We start from the raw sequence: 17397 nt of genomic DNA on the forward strand, positions 1-17397 counted from the left end.
GCCGCTCCTACAGGAGATTGCGTGATCCTGTAGGAGCGGCCTTGTGTTGCGATGGGCTGCGCAGCAGCCCCGGCGATTTCAGCGCGGGTGCACGTGCCCGAACAAGCCTTGCGATACCCGCACGCGCTGTTCGGCATCTTCGCTGATGCCATCCTTGGCCAGTGCTTCGATGTGCGCCTCGATGGCATGGGTACGCTGGGTCAGGCCGCAGTCGTTGGCGATCTGGATGTTCAGGCCCGGGCGGGCGTTGAGCTCGAGAATCAGCGGCCCCTTGTCCTGGTCCAGCACCATGTCGACACCGATGTAGCCCAGGCCGCACAGCTCGTAGCAGCCGGCGGCCAGCTTCATGAAGCCGTCCCAGTTCGGCAGTTGCACGCCATCCACCGCGTTGGTGGTGTCCGGGTGCTTGCTGATGATGTTGTTCAGCCAGGTGCCGCGCAGGGTCACGCCGGTGGCCAGGTCGACACCGACGCCGATGGCGCCCTGGTGCAGGTTGGCCTTGCCGCCGGACTGGCGGGTCGGCAGGCGCAGCATGGCCATCACCGGGTAGCCCATCAACACGATGATACGGATGTCCGGCACGCCTTCGTAGCTGATGCTCTTGAAGATCTGGTCGGGGGTTACCCGGTACTCGATCAGCGCGCGGTCGCGGTGGCCGCCCAGCGAGTACAGGCCGGTGAGGATGCTCGAGATCTGGTGCTCGATTTCCTCGTGGCTGATGATCTTGCCCGACACCGTGCGGTAGCGGTCCTCGAAGCGGTCGGCGATCACCAGAATGCCGTCACCGCCGGCGCCCTGCGCCGGCTTGATGACGAAATCGCTGCGCCCACCGATGATCTGGTGGAGTTTCTCGATCTCTTTTTCGGTCTCGATGATGCCGTACATTTCCGGCACATGGATACCGGCCGCCAGGGCACGCTCCTTGGTGATGATCTTGTCGTCGACGATCGGGTACAGGTGGCGCTTGTTGTACTTCAACACGTAGTCCGCGTTGCGCCGGTTGATACCCATGATGCCCCGGGCCTCCAGGGCTTTCCATGTCTTGATCAGACCAAACATCAGGCGTCAGCCTTCTTCAGGAATGCCTTGAAGCGCACGAGCTCGGTCAGGCGGTAGCCGCGGTAGCGACCCATCGCCAGCATGAAGCCCACCAGGATCAACAGCACGGCAGGGAAGGTGAACACGAAGTACACCAGCTCCGGCACCATCATCAACAGGTGCGCCAGGGAAGCGGCGAACAGGGTGCCGATGGCCACTTTCATGGCATGGCCGCCGCCACGCTCTTCCCAGGTAATGGACAGGCGCTCGATGGTCATGGTCAGGATCACCATCGGGAACAGTGCTACCGACAGCCCGCGCTCCAGGCCCAGCTTGTGGCTGAACAGGCTGATGGCTGCGATCAGCACCACGACGAAGGTCAGTACCACCGACAGGCGTGGCAGCATTTGCAGCTTCAGGTGTTCCAGGTACGAGCGCAGCGACAGGCCCAGCGCGGTAATTACCGTGAACAGCATGATACCGAAGCCCAACTGCGTCTCGCGGAAGGCCAGGGCGATCAGCACCGGGGTGAAGGTACCCAGGGTCTGCAGGCCGATCAGGTTGCGCAGCACCAGGATCACCAGCACGCCGATCGGGATCATCACCATGATCATGAAGGTTTGCTGGGTTTGCAGCGGCAGGCCGTACAGCGAATATTCGAGGAAGTCGGCGTCGGTATTCTCGTCGGTCAGCTTGGCCAGGCGGATGGCGTTCATCTCGCTGTTGTTCATGCTGAAGGTAACGTTGGCCTTTTTGCCGCCATCGACGGTGATCAGGTTGTCGTCACCGGTCCACCACAGCAGGCGATCGCTGGGCAGGCCCTGCTCGCCGGTGTCCGGGTTGAAGTACAGCCAGTCGGTACCGTTGAAGCTGCGCAGCCACAGTTCCGGGGTTTGCGGGGTGTCGGCCACCAGGCGGATGGTGTGCACCTTCTCCATCGGTACGTGGGCGATCGACAGCAGCAGGTCGATGACCTGGGCCTTCTTCATGGTCGTGGTGTCGCCGGCCAGCAGCAGCTTGACGTTGTCGTCGTTGAGGTTGTTGACCCGCTTGATGGTCTCGCTGACGAAGGTCTCGACGTCGGCCGAGTGCTGGCGGATCGGCGCCATCAGGGCCTCGGCGGCGATCTTCTCGGGGCCTTCCACTGCCAGGCTGTCACGGAAGGTCGGGCCTTTGACCGTGGTCTTCTCGTTGCTGTAGCGCTTGGTCAGCACCAGGCGGTAGTAGAGGGTCTGGTTGCCGCTGGCGCGGCGGGCCGACCAGGTGACCTTGCGGTTGCCGTCGGCACGGTTGACGCTCACCCCGTAGTTGTTGGAGATGAAGCTCTCGTTGAGGCTGACGTAGTCGCGGTTCAGCGGTGGCACGAACATCTGCACCTTGACCGGGTCCTTGGTGCTGGCCACGAACTCGACCTTGGCGTCGATGTTCCACAGGTCGTCGGTTTCATCCTCGGTTACCGGGATGCCGAGTACGAAGATCTGATAAGCCGTGACCGCCACGCCCAACAGCACCAGCACGGTGATCAGGACTTTCAGATGGAGGGTAAGAGAGCGCATCGGGATTACTCTGCTTTGGGAGCTTCGGTGGCACAGGCAGGTTTGCCGGCCGCGTATTTAAGGCTTGGGTCGACCAGCGCGTCGAAGTGCTTGAGCGCCTCGGAGCCGATCAGCAGCGGGAACTGGAAGGCGCTGCGGTCGGTGAGGTTGACTTCGATGGTGCGCACGGCCTGGCCCATGCAGATTTCAAGTTCGATGACCGGGCGTGCGGTGTAGGCCTTGCCCGATTCAGCATCATAGTCGCCGGCCCGGCGCTTGATCTTGCTTACACGTGCCAGCGGGCGTTCGATGGGGTGCGAATGGGCGGCGTCGATGGCCAGGTAGAAGCGCACCCAGCTTTCGCCGTTGCGCTTGAAACGCTTGATGTCGCGGGCGCTGAGCGACGCGGTCTTGGCGCCGGTGTCGAGCTTGGCGGCCACTTCCAGGTCCAGGTCGCCCAGGCGTGCATATTCGTTGAGACCGTACACGGTCTTGCCTGCAGCCTGGCCAAGGGCCGGCAGCAGGGTGAGGCAGAGCAGCAATAATGCGGGTGTAAGTCTCATATTCCTGGCGCGGTGCAGTGCAAGGTTCGGGGCTGTTTTCAAAGCCATGTTCAGAGCCGTGTTCAGGGCAAGGCGACTGGCAGCGACTGCGCAAGCTTCCTCGTTCATCTGTCAACAGCATGAATGTATGACAGACAGGCTATCCATACTCCATCGGAGGCGCGGCATTCTATCACGCCGGCGCCTTGACGCCAGCGGTGCGCGATCAGACAGCACCGGGGCGGCGTTAGTTCGTTCTTAGACGATTGTCGACAATGTTCATTTTGTCTTTGACTGCTTCGGTCGAATTAGCTAATTTCTGGCAAAGAGATTTGCAAGGTGTCGACAATATGCAGGACCTCTCCACCCCCAGCCCGGTGCTGGCTGACGAAACGGAAACCTTGTCCGAAAACGTCTTCCGGCGCATCCAGGCGGCCATCGTCAAGGGCGATATCGCCCCCGGCAGCAAGATTTCCGAGCCGGAGCTGGCGCGTACCTACGGCATCAGCCGCGGGCCGCTGCGCGAGGCCATCCACCGCCTCGAAGGCCAGCGCCTGCTGGTGCGCGTGCCGCATGTGGGGGCGCGGGTGGTGTCGCTCAACCACGCCGAACTGATCGAGCTGTACGAAATTCGCGAATCGCTGGAAGGCATGGCCTGCCGCCTGGCCGCCGAACGCATGAGCCAGGCCGACATCGACGAACTGCGCCGTGTGCTCGACACCCACGAGCGCGATGCCGCGTTCCAGGCCGGCCTGGGCTATTACCAGCAGGAAGGCGACTACGACTTCCATTACCGGATCATCCAGGGCAGCGGTAACCAGACCCTGGTCAAGATGCTCTGCGGCGAGCTGTACCAGCTGGTGCGCATGTACCGCATCCAGTTTTCCGCCACGCCCAATCGGCCACGCCAGGCCTTTGCCGAACACCACCGCATTCTCGATGCCATCGCCGACCGTGACGGCGAGCTGGCCGAACTCCTGATGCGCCGCCACATCGGCGCGTCCAAGCGCAATATCGAGCGTCACTACCTGGACGCCCACAACAACAGCCCACGAGGTGAGAAATGACTGTGAAGAGCACCCCCGGTCAGCGTTTCCGCGACGCCGTTGCCGCTGAACATCCGCTGCAGGTGGTTGGCGCCATCAACGCCAACCATGCCCTGCTGGCCAAGCGCGCCGGCTTCAAGGCCATCTACCTGTCCGGTGGCGGCGTCGCCGCCGGTTCACTGGGCCTGCCGGACCTGGGCATCAGTGGCCTGGACGACGTACTCACCGACGTGCGCCGCATCACCGACGTGTGCGACCTGCCGCTGCTGGTGGATGTCGACACCGGTTTCGGTGCCTCGGCCTTCAACGTCGCCCGTACCGTGCGCTCGATGAGCAAGTTCGGCGCTGCCGCCATCCATATCGAGGATCAGGTTGGCGCCAAGCGCTGCGGCCACCGCCCGAACAAGGAAATCGTCAGCCAGCAGGAAATGGTCGACCGCATCAAGGCCGCAGTCGATGCCCGTACCGATGACAGTTTCGTGATCATGGCGCGTACCGACGCCCTGGCCGTCGAGGGCTTGAACGCCGCCCTGGACCGCGCCGCCGCCTGCGTCGAGGCTGGCGCCGACATGATCTTCCCGGAAGCCATCACCGAACTGCAGATGTACAAGACCTTTGCCGACCGGGTGAAGGCACCGATCCTGGCCAACATCACCGAGTTTGGCGCGACGCCGTTGTATACCACCGAAGAGCTGGCCTCGGTCGACGTGTCGCTGGTGCTGTACCCGCTGTCGGCGTTCCGCGCCATGAACAAGGCGGCCGAGAACGTGTACACCGCGCTGCGCCGTGACGGTACGCAGAAGAACGTGATCGACACCATGCAGACCCGCATGGAACTCTACGATGCCATTGGTTATCACGCCTTCGAGCAGAGCCTCGATGCGTTGTTTGCCCAGAAGAAGGGCTGAAGGTCAAAGATTTGCATTGGAGCGGCTGGCCTCTTCGCGGGTGAACCCGCTCCCACAAGTACGGCGTGATGCTCGATGCCTGTGGAACCCTGTGGGAGCGGGTTTACCCGCGAAGGGGCCGGCACAGGTTTCAACGATTAGCCAGACTTCCATAACAAGTTCAAGAAAGGAGAAACACCATGGCCGAAGCAAAAGTACTCAGTGGCGCAGGCCTGCGCGGCCAGGTGGCCGGCCAGACCGCGCTGTCGACCGTGGGCCAGGCCGGTGCCGGGCTGACCTACCGTGGTTACGACGTGCGTGACCTGGCCGCCGGTGCCGAGTTCGAGGAGGTCGCCTACCTGCTGCTGTACGGTGAGCTGCCGAGCAAGGCCGAGCTGGCCGACTACAAGCGCAAGCTCAAGGGCCTGCGTGACCTGCCTCAAGCCCTGAAGGAAGTGCTCGAGCGCATCCCGCGTGACGCCCACCCGATGGACGTGATGCGCACGGGTTGCTCGGTGCTGGGCACCCTGGAGCCCGAACTGACCTTCGAGGCCCAGCGCGACAAGACCGACCGCCTGCTGGCGCTGTTCCCGGCGGTGATGTGCTATTGGTACCGCTTCACCCACGACGGCGTGCGCATCGACTGCACCAGTGACGAAGACACCCTCGGTGGCCACTTCCTGCACTTGCTGCACGGCAAGAAGCCGAGCGAGTTGCACGTCAAGGTCATGAACGTGTCGCTGATTCTCTACGCCGAGCACGAGTTCAACGCCTCGACCTTCACCGCCCGCGTCTGCGCCTCGACCCTGTCCGACCTGTACTCCTGCGTCACCGCGGCCATCGGTTCGCTGCGCGGCCCGCTGCACGGTGGTGCCAACGAGGCAGCGATGGAGCTGATCGAGCGCTTCCAGAGCCCGCAGGAAGCCACTGCCGAGCTGCTGCGCATGCTCGAGCGCAAGGACAAGATCATGGGCTTTGGCCATGCCATCTATAAAGAGTCCGACCCGCGCAACGAGGTGATCAAGGGCTGGTCGAAGCAACTGGCTGACGAAGTGGGCGACAAGGTGCTGTACCCGGTTTCCGAAGCCATCGACAAGACCATGTGGGAGCAGAAGCGCCTGTTCCCCAACGCCGACTTCTACCATGCCTCGGCGTACCACTTCATGGGCATCCCGACCAAGCTGTTCACCCCGATCTTCGTCTGCTCGCGCCTGACTGGCTGGGCGGCGCATGTCTTCGAGCAGCGTGCCAACAACCGCATCATCCGCCCGAGCGCCGAGTATGTCGGCGTCGAGCAGCGCCAGTTCGTACCGATCGAACAGCGCTGAGTCATAGATCGCTGGGGCTGCTGTGCAGCCCTTTCGCGACACAAGGCCGCTCCCACAGGGACGGCGCAGTACCTGTGGGAGCGGCCTTGTGTCGCGAAAGGGGCGCGTAGCGCCCCCGAGGCCTGAGCCGCACCTGCCCCCGAATACCGTGACCGAGCCTGATAACGATATGAACACTGCATTCCGCAAGCACCTGCCAGGCACCGACCTGGACTACTTCGATGCCCGCGCGGCGGTCGAGGCCATCAAGCCCGGCGCCTACGACGGCCTGCCTTACACTTCCCGCGTACTCGCCGAAAACCTGGTGCGCCGCTGCGACCCGGCTACCCTCGACGCCTCGCTGGGCCAGCTGATCGAGCGCAAGCGCGACCTCGACTTCCCGTGGTTCCCGGCGCGTGTGGTGTGCCATGACATTCTCGGCCAGACTGCGCTGGTCGACCTCGCCGGCCTGCGTGACGCCATTGCCGACAAAGGCGGCGACCCGGCCCAGGTCAACCCGGTGGTACCGGTACAGCTGATCGTCGACCACTCGCTGGCCGTCGAGTGCGGTGGTTTCGACCCGCAGGCCTTCGAAAAGAACCGCGCCATCGAAGACCGCCGCAACGAAGACCGCTTCCATTTCATCAACTGGACCAAGAAGGCGTTCAAGAACGTCGACGTGATCCAGCCGGGCAACGGCATCATGCACCAGATCAACCTGGAGAAGATGTCGCCGGTGATCCACAACGACCGTGGCGTGGCTTACCCGGACACCTGCGTCGGCACCGACAGCCACACCCCGCATGTCGACGCCCTGGGCGTGATCGCTATTGGCGTGGGCGGCCTGGAGGCCGAGAACGTGATGCTCGGCCGTGCCTCATGGATGCGCCTGCCGGAAATCGTCGGCGTCGAGCTGACCGGCAAGCTGGCGCCGAACATCACCGCCACCGACCTGGTGCTGGCCCTGACCGAATTCCTGCGCAAGCAGAAAGTCGTCGGCGCCTACCTGGAGTTCCACGGCGAGGGTGCCCGTGCCCTGACCCTGGGCGACCGTGCCACCATCTCCAACATGGCCCCGGAATATGGCGCTACCGCGGCGATGTTCGCCATCGACCAGCAGACCATCGACTACCTGCGCCTGACCGGTCGCGAAGAACAGCAGGTCAAGCTGGTGGAAACCTATGCCAAGGCCACCGGCCTGTGGGCCGACAGCCTGGGCGGCGCCGTCTACGAGCGCACCCTGAGCTTCGATCTGTCGAGCGTGGTGCGCAACATGGCCGGCCCGTCCAACCCGCATGCCCGCGTCGCCACCAGCGACCTGGCGGCCAAAGGCATCGCCGGTAGCTGGGAAGAAGTGCCGGGGCAAATGCCTGACGGCGCGGTGATCATTGCCGCCATCACCAGCTGCACCAACACCAGCAACCCGCGCAACGTGATTGCCGCAGGCCTGCTGGCGCGCAATGCCAACAAGCTGGGCCTGGTCCGCAAGCCGTGGGTCAAGTCGTCGCTGGCACCTGGCTCCAAGGCCGTGCAGCTGTACCTGGAAGAGGCTGGGCTGGAGAAGGAACTGGAACAGCTCGGCTTTGGCATCGTCGCCTTCGCCTGCACCACCTGCAACGGCATGTCCGGCGCCCTGGACCCGGTGATCCAGCAAGAGATCATCGACCGTGACCTTTACGCCACTGCCGTGCTGTCGGGCAACCGCAACTTCGACGGGCGTATCCACCCGTATGCCAAGCAGGCCTTCCTAGCCTCGCCGCCGCTGGTGGTAGCCTATGCCATTGCCGGTACCATCCGCTTCGACATCGAGAAGGATGTGCTGGGCGTGGTCGATGGCAAGGAAATCCGCCTCAAGGACATCTGGCCCAGCGACGAAGAGATCGACGCCGTGGTGCGTGCCGCGGTCAAGCCGGAGCAGTTCCGCAAGGTGTACATCCCGATGTTCGCCATCGAGGAAGACCGTGGGCCGAAAGTGGCGCCGCTGTACGACTGGCGTCCGATGAGCACCTACATCCGCCGTCCGCCTTACTGGGAAGGGGCCTTGGCCGGCGAGCGTACCCTGCGCGGCATGCGCCCGTTGGCGGTGCTGCCGGACAACATCACCACCGACCATCTGTCGCCGTCCAACGCCATCATGCTCGACAGTGCTGCCGGTGAGTACCTGGCGAAGATGGGCCTGCCGGAAGAGGACTTCAACTCCTATGCTACCCACCGTGGCGACCACCTGACCGCCCAGCGCGCCACTTTCGCCAACCCCAAGCTGTTCAACGAAATGGTGCGCAAGGAAGACGGTAGCGTGAAGCAGGGCTCGCTGGCGCGTATCGAGCCGGAAGGCAAGGTCACCCGCATGTGGGAGGCCATCGAAACCTACATGGATCGCAAGCAGCCACTGATCATCGTCGCCGGTGCCGACTACGGCCAGGGTTCGTCCCGTGACTGGGCGGCCAAGGGTGTGCGCCTGGCCGGTGTCGAGGCGATCGTCGCCGAAGGCTTCGAGCGTATTCACCGTACCAACCTGGTGGGCATGGGCGTACTGCCACTGGAGTTCAAGCCGGGCACCGACCGCAAGACGCTCGGCCTGGACGGCAGCGAGACCTATGACGTGCTGGGCGCGCGTACGCCGCGGGCCACGCTGACCCTGGTGGTTACCCGTGCCAACGGCGAGCGCCTGGAGGTACCGGTGACCTGCCGCCTGGACACCGCCGAGGAAGTGTCGATCTACGAGGCCGGCGGGGTGCTGCAGCGCTTTGCCCAGGACTTCCTCGAAGCGACCGCCTAATCAAGAGCAGCGCGGTCCTCTGTGGGAGCGGGTTTACCCGAGAATGCGTCAGCAGATACAACATTGTTTTCTGATCGGACGCTTTCGCCGGTGAACCCGCTCCCGCAGGGGGCTGCGCAAGACAGGAATTGAACATGGCTCATGTACCGCAAGTGAAAATCCCCGCCACCTACATCCGTGGCGGCACCAGCAAAGGCGTGTTCTTCCGCCTGCAAGACCTGCCCGAGCAGGCGCAAATCCCCGGCCCGGCCCGCGATGCACTGCTGCTGCGGGTGATCGGTAGCCCCGACCCGTACGGCAAGCAGATCGACGGCATGGGCGGCGCCACTTCGAGCACCAGCAAGACCGTGATCCTGTCGCAAAGCATCAAGCCTGAACACGATGTCGACTACCTGTTCGGCCAGGTCAGCATCGACAAGGCCTTCGTCGACTGGAGCGGCAACTGCGGCAACCTTTCCGCCGCGGTCGGTTCGTTCGCCATCAGCAGCGGCCTGGTCGACCCCGCACGCATTCCGCGCAACGGCATCGCCACCGTGCGCATCTGGCAGGCCAACATTGGCAAGACCATCATCGCCCATGTGCCGATCACCGAAGGTGAAGTGCAGGAAACCGGCGACTTCGAGCTGGACGGGGTAACCTTCCCGGCCGCCGAGGTGCAACTGGAGTTCCTCGACCCGGCGGCCGACGAAGATGGCGACGGCGGGGCTATGTTCCCCACCGGCAACCTGGTCGATGACCTCGAAGTGCCGGGTGTCGGTACCTTCAAGGCGACCCTGATCAATGCCGGTATCCCGACCATTTTCGTCAATGCGGCGGATATCGGCTACACCGGTACCGAACTGCAGGACGCCATCAACGGCGACCCGCAGGCGCTGCTGCGCTTCGAGACGATTCGCGCCTATGGCGCCGTGCGCATGGGGCTGATCGACAACGTCGACCAGGCTGCCGGGCGTCAGCACACGCCGAAAGTGGCTTTCGTCGCGCCACCGAACACCTACACTGCGTCCAGTGGCAAAGCGGTGCAGGTGGGTGATATCGACCTGCTGGTACGGGCCTTGTCGATGGGCAAGCTGCACCATGCAATGATGGGTACGGCCGCGGTGGCCATCGGCACCGCGGCAGCCATTCCCGGCACGCTGGTCAACCTCGCAGCTGGCGGAGGCGAGCGCAGCGCCGTGCGTTTCGGCCACCCCTCGGGCACCCTGCGGGTGGGGGCCGAGGCACGCCAGGTGAATGGTGAGTGGACAGTGACCAAGGCAATCATGAGCCGCAGTGCTCGCGTGCTGATGGAAGGCTGGGTTCGCGTGCCTGGCGATAGCTTCTAACGCACCATTGGCGCTCGGCTTCGAGAGAGGGCTGCTGTGCAGCCCCAATTCACAGGAGCTGCATATGAGCGCCAACGTAGACTTCAACGCCCGCCCGGACTATGACCGGGTGCTGCAAACCCTCGCCGATTACGCCCTCACGTACCGGGTCGAATCCGCCGAAGCCCTGGACACCGCGCGCAACTGCCTGATGGATACCCTCGGCTGCGGCCTGCTGGCCTTGCGCTTTCCCGAATGCACCAAACTCCTCGGCCCTCAGGTAGAAGGCACCGTGGTGCCCAACGGCGCGCGCGTCCCCGGCACCGCCTACCGCCTCGACCCGGTCAAGGCCGCCTGGGACATCGGCTGCACCGTGCGCTGGCTGGACTACAACGACACTTGGCTGGCGGCCGAATGGGCCCACCCTTCGGACAACCTCGGCGGTATCCTGGCCGTTGCCGATCACCTGTCGCAGAAACGCGTGGCTGGTGGTGAGGCGCCGTTGCTCATGCGTGACGTGCTCGAAGCCATGGTCATGGCCCATGAGATCCAGGGTGTGCTGGCACTGGAAAACGCCTTCAACCGTGTTGGCCTCGATCACGTGATACTGGTCAAGGTAGCCTCCACGGCCGTGTGTGCCAGGCTGATGGGGGCCAACCGCGAGCAGATGCTGTCAGCCTTGTCCCACGCCTTCGTCGATGGCCAGGCGCTGCGCACCTATCGCCACGCGCCCAACGCCGGTTCGCGCAAGTCGTGGGCCGCTGGCGATGCTTCCAGCCGTGGCGTGCGCCTGGCCGATATCGCCCTGCGTGGCGAGATGGGCGTGCCGGGCGTGCTCACGGCGCCGCAGTGGGGCTTCTACGACGTGCTGTTCAGCCACACCAACAAGGACCTGGCACTCAAGCCTTCCGAGCAGCAAGCGTTGCAGGTGCCGCAAGCCTTGGGTAGCTACGTGATGGAAAACGTGCTGTTCAAGGTGAGTTTCCCGGCCGAGTTCCACGCTCAGACCGCCTGCGAGGCGGCGGTAACCCTGCATCCACTGGTGCGTAACCGCCTGCACGAAATCGACCGTATCGTCATCACCACCCAGGAGTCGGCGATCCGCATCATTTCTAAGAGCGGCCCGCTGGCCAATGCCGCCGACCGCGACCACTGCCTGCAGTACATGGTGGCGGTGCCGCTGATTTTCGGTCACCTGGTGGCCGAGCACTATGAAGACGCCTTCCATGCCAACCACCCAAGCATCGACCGCCTGCGCGAGAAGATGGAGGTGGTGGAGGACCCGCGCTTCAGCCGTGAGTACCTGGAGCCGGACAAGCGCTCGATCGCCAATGCGCTGCAGGTGTTCTTCAAGGACGGCAGCAATACTGAGCAGGTGGTGGTGGAATACCCGATCGGGCATCGCCGGCGGCGAGGGGAGGGCATACCGTTGCTGGAGGCCAAGTTCAGGGACAACCTGGCGACGCGCTTTGCAAGGCAGCGGTGTGGGGAGATTCTTGAGGTGTGCAAGGACCAGCAGAAGCTGGAACAGATGGCGGTGCACAGGTTTGTGGATTTGTTTGTGATCTGAGGTTGCCTGTGCTGGCCTCTTCGCGGCTAAAGCCGCTCCCACAAGGCACTGCACAGCCCTGGAAAACTGTGGGGGGCCTGTGGGAGCGGCTTTAGCCGCGAAAAGGCGGTACAGGTTGAAACAAGAAAGCCCCGGCATTTCTGCCGGGGCTTTCTTTTACATCTTACAACTCAGCTTACGCCTGAACCACCGGGATCTTGGCGTTTTCTGCCGCTTCGCGGAACTCGGCGATCTGGTCGAAGCTCAGGTAGCGGTAAACGTCGGCAGCCATGCTGTCGATGTCTTTCGCGTACTGCATGTACTCTTCGACGGTCGGCAGCTTGCCGATGATCGAAGCGACAGCAGCCAGCTCGGCCGATGCCAGGTACACGTTGGTGGCGTCGCCCAGACGGTTCGGGAAGTTGCGGGTCGAGGTGGAGACCACGGTCGAACCGGTCTGCACGCGTGCCTGGTTACCCATGCACAGCGAGCAGCCTGGCATTTCCATGCGCGCGCCGGCCTTGCCGTAGATGCCGTAGTAGCCTTCTTCGGTCAGCTGGTGAGCGTCCATCTTGGTTGGCGGAGCCAGCCACAGACGGGTCGGGATACCGCCCTTGACCTTGTCCAGCAGCTTGCCGGCAGCACGGAAGTGGCCGATGTTGGTCATGCACGAACCGATGAACACTTCGTCGATCTTCTCGCCCTGTACCGAGGACAGCAGGCGGGCATCGTCCGGGTCGTTCGGCGCGCAGAGCACAGGCTCTTTCACGTCGGCCAGGTCGATTTCGATGATTTCGGCGTATTCGGCATCGGCGTCGGCCGACAGCAGCTCAGGCTTGGCCAGCCAGGCTTCCATGGCCTGGGCACGGCGCTCCAGGGTGCGGGCATCGCCGTAGCCTTCGCCGATCATCCAGCGCAGCAGGGTGATGTTGGACTGCAGGTACTCGGCGATGGCCTTCTCTGGCAGCTTGATGGTGCAACCGGCAGCGGAACGCTCGGCCGAGGCGTCGGACAGCTCGAAGGCTTGCTCGACGGTCAGCTCGTTCAGGCCTTCGATCTCGAGGATGCGGCCGGAGAAGATGTTCTTCTTGCCCTTCTTCTCGACGGTCAGCAGGCCCTTCTGGATGGCGTAGTAAGGGATGGCGTGGACCAGGTCACGCAGGGTGATGCCTGGCTGCAGTTTGCCCTTGAAGCGCACCAGCACGGATTCTGGCATGTCCAGCGGCATGACGCCGGTGGCGGCGGCGAAGGCCACCAGGCCGGAGCCGGCCGGGAACGAGATGCCGATCGGGAAGCGGGTGTGCGAGTCGCCACCGGTACCCACGGTGTCAGGCATCAGCATGCGGTTCAGCCAGCTGTGGATGATACCGTCGCCCGGGCGCAGCGACACGCCGCCACGGGTGCGGATGAAGTCTGGCAGGGTGTGGTGGGTGGTGACGTCGATCGGCTTCGGATAGGCCGCGGTGTGGCAGAACGACTGCATCACCAGGTCAGCGGAGAAGCCCAGGCACGCCAGGTCTTTCAGCTCGTCGCGGGTCATCGGGCCAGTGGTGTCCTGGGAACCGACGGTGGTCATCTTCGGCTCACAGTAGGCACCTGGGCGCACGCCCTGGCCTTCCGGCAGGCCGCAGGCACGGCCGACCATTTTCTGTGCCAGGGTGAAGCCCTTGCCCGAATCGGCAGGCTGCTCTGGCTTCTTGAACAGGTCGGAGCTACCCAGGCCCAGCTCGGCGCGGGCTTTTTCGGTCAGGCCACGGCCGACGATCAGCGGGATACGGCCGCCAGCGCGGACTTCATCCAGCAGCACTTCGGTTTTCAGCTCGAAGTTGGTAACCAGCTCGTCGCTACCGTGACGGCGTACTTCGCCCTTGAACGGGTAAACGTCGATGACGTCGCCCATGGCCAGGTTGGTGCAGTCGAATTCGATCGGCAGGGCGCCGGCGTCTTCCATGGTGTTGTAGAAGATCGGGGCGATCTTGGTGCCGAAGCAGAAGCCACCGGCGCGCTTGTTCGGTACGTACGGGATGTCGTCGCCGAAGAACCACAGCACCGAGTTGGTGGCGGATTTACGCGAGGAACCGGTACCGACCACGTCACCGACGTAGGCAACCGGGAAACCCTTGGCCTTGACCGCTTCGATCTGGGCCAGCGGGCCGACCGAACCAGGCTGCTGCGGCTCGATGCCGTCACGGGCCATTTTCAGCATGGCCAGGGCGTGCAGCGGGATGTCAGGGCGCGACCAGGCGTCCGGGGCAGGGGACAGGTCGTCGGTGTTGGTTTCGCCAGGCACCTTGAACACGGTCAGGGTGTACTTGTCGGCGATGGCCGGACGCGAAGTGAACCACTCGCCGGCAGCCCAGGATTCCAGCACGGCCTTGGCGTGAACATTGCCGGCCTTGGCCTTTTCGGCCACGTCGTGGAAGGCATCGAACATCAGCAGGGTGTGCTTGAGCTGTTCGGCCGCGACGGCGCCCAGTTCGGCGTCATCCAGCAGTGCGACCAGCGTTTCGATGTTGTAGCCGCCCTGCATGGTACCCAGCAGTTCGGTGGCGTGCTTGCGGTCGATCAGAGGCGACTTGGCTTCGCCCTTGGCAACGGCGGAGAGGAAAGCGGCCTTGACGTAGGCAGCTTCGTCGACCCCTGGTGGTACGCGGTGGGTGATCAGGTCTACGAGGAAGGCTTCTTCGCCGGCCGGCGGGTTTTTCAGCAGCTCGACCAGGCCTGCAGTTTGTTCGGCGTTCAGCGGCTGGGGCACGATACCCAGGGCGGCACGCTCTTCGATGTGTTTGCGGTAGGCTTCAAGCACAGTTATTACCCTCATCAGTGGTCCCTAAAGGGAGTCCGGGACGCTCATCCAGCATTCGATGCACCCATGCGCTGCCACGGCTTTGTGGGCCGCCCAGCCAGAGTCGCAAAGAATCCTTACAGAAGCTGCTTTCAAAGTTTTACGCCAGCAGAACGGGAGCTGATGAGGGCTGGCACGGGCATGCGAGGGATGCATGGCCCGGGCCAACGCCGTTCTACCGGATGAACTGTGCTCGTGACGCTTTGAAAACAGCTTCCAACGGACATTGTTGCCTTGAAAAGGCGGGATGATTCTACGGTAAAAAAAGCCTGAAGGTAAGGCGGTGAAGATGACTTTAACGAGTGACCCTGGTTAGACAAAGGGCTAACATGGGCCCGTGTTCCACCGCCAAGCTGTTGTTTTTCATGTCCAACAAGTCCATCAAGACCCCTTGCGTCGGCCTGTGCTCCACGGTGTACGGAGACACGGTGTGCCGTGGCTGCAAGCGGTTCCACCACGAAGTGATCCACTGGAACGGCTACGACGATGCGCAGAAGCGCGCCGTGTGGCTGCGCCTGGAGCAACTGCTGGTGCAGGTGATGATGGCCAAGCTGGAAGTGTTCGACAAAGGCCTGCTGCGCCAGCAACTGGAGCAGCGCTCCATCCGCTTTGTCGAGCAGCAGTCGGAATATTGCTGGGCGTACCAGCTGATTGCCCGCGGGGCGCGGATGATCCGTGACCTGGAGGCCTACGGCATGGTGCTGCTGCCGGAATTTCGCGATTGGGAGCTGCCGCAGCTGCGCGATGCCATCGACCGCGAGTTCTTCCTGCTTTCAGAAGCGCATTACCAGCGCTATATCGCCCCCGGCTTCCTGCGCGATGCCTTGGAGGCGGGGCAAGGCTGAAGCCTTGTAATGACTCTGCCGACCTCTTCGCGGGTAAACCCGCTCCCACAGGTACAGCACTGCGCTCGAGTGCAGTGGGAAACTGTGGGAGCGGGTTTACCCGCGAAGAAACCGGCAAATGACTTGAATCAGTCGCCGGTATATTCACACCCGCTGGTGCAGGTTTCGTGAATGCGCACCTTCGACAGCTCCGGCAGCAGCGGCTTGACCTGGTCCCAGATCCACTTGGCGATCACTTCGCTGGTGGGGTTTTCCAGGCCCGGGATGTCGTTCAGGTAGTTGTGGTCCAGCTGCTCGTAGATCGGCTTGAAGATCGCCTTGATCTCGGCGAAGTCGCGGATCCAGCCGGTGTGCGGGTCGAGCGGGCCGGTCAGGTGCAGGCCGACCTTGAACGAGTGGCCGTGCAGGCGGCCGCATTTGTGCCCGGCTGGGACGTGAGGCAGGCGGTGAGCCGATTCGAATGTGAATTCCTTGAAGATTTCCACGCTGTCATAACTCTATGTGAATCAAGAATGCGCGCAGTCTACCAGCATGGCCGCTACAAGGCTTGCAGGCGTTCATGCAACCGCCCGGTGGCAATCAGCTCCAGCAGCTCGTCGCCCAGCCGCTGGCTCTCGGCAATGGCCTTGTACCAGTAGCGCCTGCGCCCAGGCGCATCGCCCATGAAGCGCTTGAAGTCGTTGCGGTCGGGCAGCTTGCCGTAGGGCAGGGCCGCCAGGTACTGCGGCGAGGGGGTCATCAGCAGCACGTTCTGCAGGCGGGTAGCATCGCCCTTGCGCCATGGCAGGGCCTTGTCGAACCAGCCGGGTACGACCTTGTCGGTGAAGTGCGGGTACAGCACCAGGTCGTCGCCGCGGTAGGGCAGGTCGAGGTGGTAGTCGAGCAGGCCGCCGTCGCGGTAGGTGCCTGCACCTGCACCGGGGATGTCTTTCACACCTTCCATGACCATAGGGATGGAACCGGAGGCGAGCAGGGCGTGGCGCAGGTTGGCCAGGTCCAGCGGCAGGCAGCGCGAGGGGAAGTCGGTCAGCGTGTCGAGCGGCGGCGCGGCGCGGCCGTCGTGCAGGATGATGCGCTCGAAGTGCCGGGCCAGGCGCGAACGGCCGAGCAGGTTGCTGGCGATCACCGAACCCAGGCCGAGGCCCAGGCGGCCGCGATGGTCGTGAGCAAGCTGGCCATGGCTCTTCACCACCAGGATGTTCAGGCGATAGTGTGGGTTGGCCAGCAACTGGCCGTCACGACCTTGCAGCAGGTCATCGAGCATGTGTTGGCAACTGCGGCTGATTTCGGCAGGGGTGACGCCCTTGGCGAAATCCTGCTCGGTGTACAGCTCGCCCAGGCGACGGATGCCTGCAACCGGGTCTTCCAGGCAGGCACTGGCGAAGCGCCAGGCGCCGATCGAGGCACCGATCAGCGCACGCTGGCGTGGTGCCGACGGCAGCCATTCACCGAACAGCGCCAGGTCCAGGCCCTGGATGCCCAGCGGTTTCGGCCCGCCTGCCGCACCCGGCAGTACACCGACATCGGCCGCCTGCAGGCCGCGCTCGCGGATCTGCCGCATGGCTCGCTGGCCAGCCTTGAAGGTGAGGGCGGGGTATTTGATGTGAATGGCGCTCATGGCGGGACTCTTGGACGACAGACGGGTCATTATAGGGCTTCAGGCGAATACCCTGTGGGAGCGGCTTTAGCCGCGAAGAAGCCAACGCCGTGGCGCCGGTGT

General features: G+C 63.6%; 13 protein-coding genes. 7 read left to right on the plus strand and 6 right to left on the minus strand.

Annotated features, from left to right (window positions below; genetic code table 11):
• Positions 1–78: 78 nt before the first annotated feature.
• Genes J5M71_RS19555 through J5M71_RS19565 form a run of 3 tightly spaced genes read right to left on the minus strand, consistent with a single transcriptional unit; the run spans position 79 to position 3136 of the window.
• Positions 79–1059, minus strand: coding sequence for an alpha-L-glutamate ligase-like protein (locus J5M71_RS19555; protein WP_063914025.1), 981 nt, complete (start codon positions 1057–1059; stop codon positions 79–81).
• Complete coding sequence (locus J5M71_RS19560) at positions 1059–2594, minus strand: inactive transglutaminase family protein (RefSeq protein WP_207835271.1); 1536 nt, start codon at positions 2592–2594, stop codon at positions 1059–1061. The genes J5M71_RS19555 and J5M71_RS19560 overlap by 1 nt, the downstream gene beginning before the upstream one ends.
• A 5-nt stretch (positions 2595–2599) precedes the next feature.
• Positions 2600–3136 carry an ATP-dependent zinc protease gene (locus J5M71_RS19565; protein WP_207835273.1) on the minus strand — a complete coding sequence of 179 codons (537 nt, stop codon included), beginning with the start codon at positions 3134–3136 and terminating at the stop codon, positions 2600–2602.
• Between the two features lie 329 nt (positions 3137–3465).
• Here J5M71_RS19565 and J5M71_RS19570 point away from each other — a divergent pair, with 329 nt between their 5' ends.
• From J5M71_RS19570 to prpD, 6 genes are all read left to right on the plus strand, one after another.
• Positions 3466–4182, plus strand: coding sequence for a GntR family transcriptional regulator (locus J5M71_RS19570; RefSeq protein ID WP_025338439.1), 717 nt, complete (start codon positions 3466–3468; stop codon positions 4180–4182).
• Positions 4179–5069, plus strand: a complete 891-nt coding sequence (gene prpB / locus J5M71_RS19575) for a methylisocitrate lyase (RefSeq protein WP_003259689.1) — start codon at positions 4179–4181, stop codon at positions 5067–5069. The genes J5M71_RS19570 and prpB overlap by 4 nt, the downstream gene beginning before the upstream one ends.
• 179 nt (positions 5070–5248) lie before the next feature.
• Positions 5249–6376: a 2-methylcitrate synthase gene (gene prpC, locus J5M71_RS19580; RefSeq protein WP_013971911.1), complete on the plus strand. Its 1128-nt coding sequence runs from the start codon at positions 5249–5251 to the stop codon at positions 6374–6376.
• A gap of 169 nt (positions 6377–6545) precedes the next feature.
• The gene (gene acnD / locus J5M71_RS19585) at positions 6546–9134 is read left to right on the plus strand and encodes a Fe/S-dependent 2-methylisocitrate dehydratase AcnD (RefSeq protein ID WP_207835280.1); all 2589 of its coding nucleotides are present in this window, start codon (positions 6546–6548) and stop codon (positions 9132–9134) included.
• A gap of 134 nt (positions 9135–9268) precedes the next feature.
• A complete protein-coding gene (gene prpF, locus J5M71_RS19590; protein ID WP_207835289.1) occupies positions 9269–10459 on the plus strand; it encodes a 2-methylaconitate cis-trans isomerase PrpF in 1191 nt (396 codons plus the stop codon).
• A 64-nt stretch (positions 10460–10523) separates the two neighbouring features.
• Positions 10524–12008: a 2-methylcitrate dehydratase gene (gene prpD / locus J5M71_RS19595; RefSeq protein WP_207835298.1), complete on the plus strand. Its 1485-nt coding sequence runs from the start codon at positions 10524–10526 to the stop codon at positions 12006–12008.
• A gap of 175 nt (positions 12009–12183) precedes the next feature.
• Here prpD and acnB read toward each other — a convergent pair whose 3' ends face one another.
• Positions 12184–14793 (minus strand): bifunctional aconitate hydratase 2/2-methylisocitrate dehydratase, encoded by a 2610-nt coding sequence (gene acnB / locus J5M71_RS19600; protein WP_207835421.1) that lies wholly within the window; start codon positions 14791–14793, stop codon positions 12184–12186.
• 404 nt (positions 14794–15197) lie between these two features.
• On the opposite strand from acnB, the gene J5M71_RS19605 reads away from it, so the two are divergent.
• Positions 15198–15677, plus strand: coding sequence for a DUF1289 domain-containing protein (locus J5M71_RS19605; RefSeq protein ID WP_172827536.1), 480 nt, complete (start codon positions 15198–15200; stop codon positions 15675–15677).
• A 128-nt stretch (positions 15678–15805) separates the two neighbouring features.
• Here J5M71_RS19605 and queD read toward each other — a convergent pair whose 3' ends face one another.
• Together queD and J5M71_RS19615 are read right to left on the minus strand one after the other, a co-directional pair.
• Positions 15806–16162 carry a 6-carboxytetrahydropterin synthase QueD gene (gene queD / locus J5M71_RS19610; RefSeq protein ID WP_003256551.1) on the minus strand — a complete coding sequence of 119 codons (357 nt, stop codon included), beginning with the start codon at positions 16160–16162 and terminating at the stop codon, positions 15806–15808.
• Positions 16163–16215: 53 nt separating this feature from the next.
• Positions 16216–17295, minus strand: coding sequence for a patatin-like phospholipase family protein (locus J5M71_RS19615; protein ID WP_207835300.1), 1080 nt, complete (start codon positions 17293–17295; stop codon positions 16216–16218).
• Between the last annotated feature and the right edge of the window lie 102 nt (positions 17296–17397).

Origin of the sequence: Pseudomonas sp. 43(2021) (genome assembly GCF_017490805.1) — a bacterium.
Taxonomy (GTDB): Bacteria; Pseudomonadota; Gammaproteobacteria; order Pseudomonadales; family Pseudomonadaceae; genus Aquipseudomonas.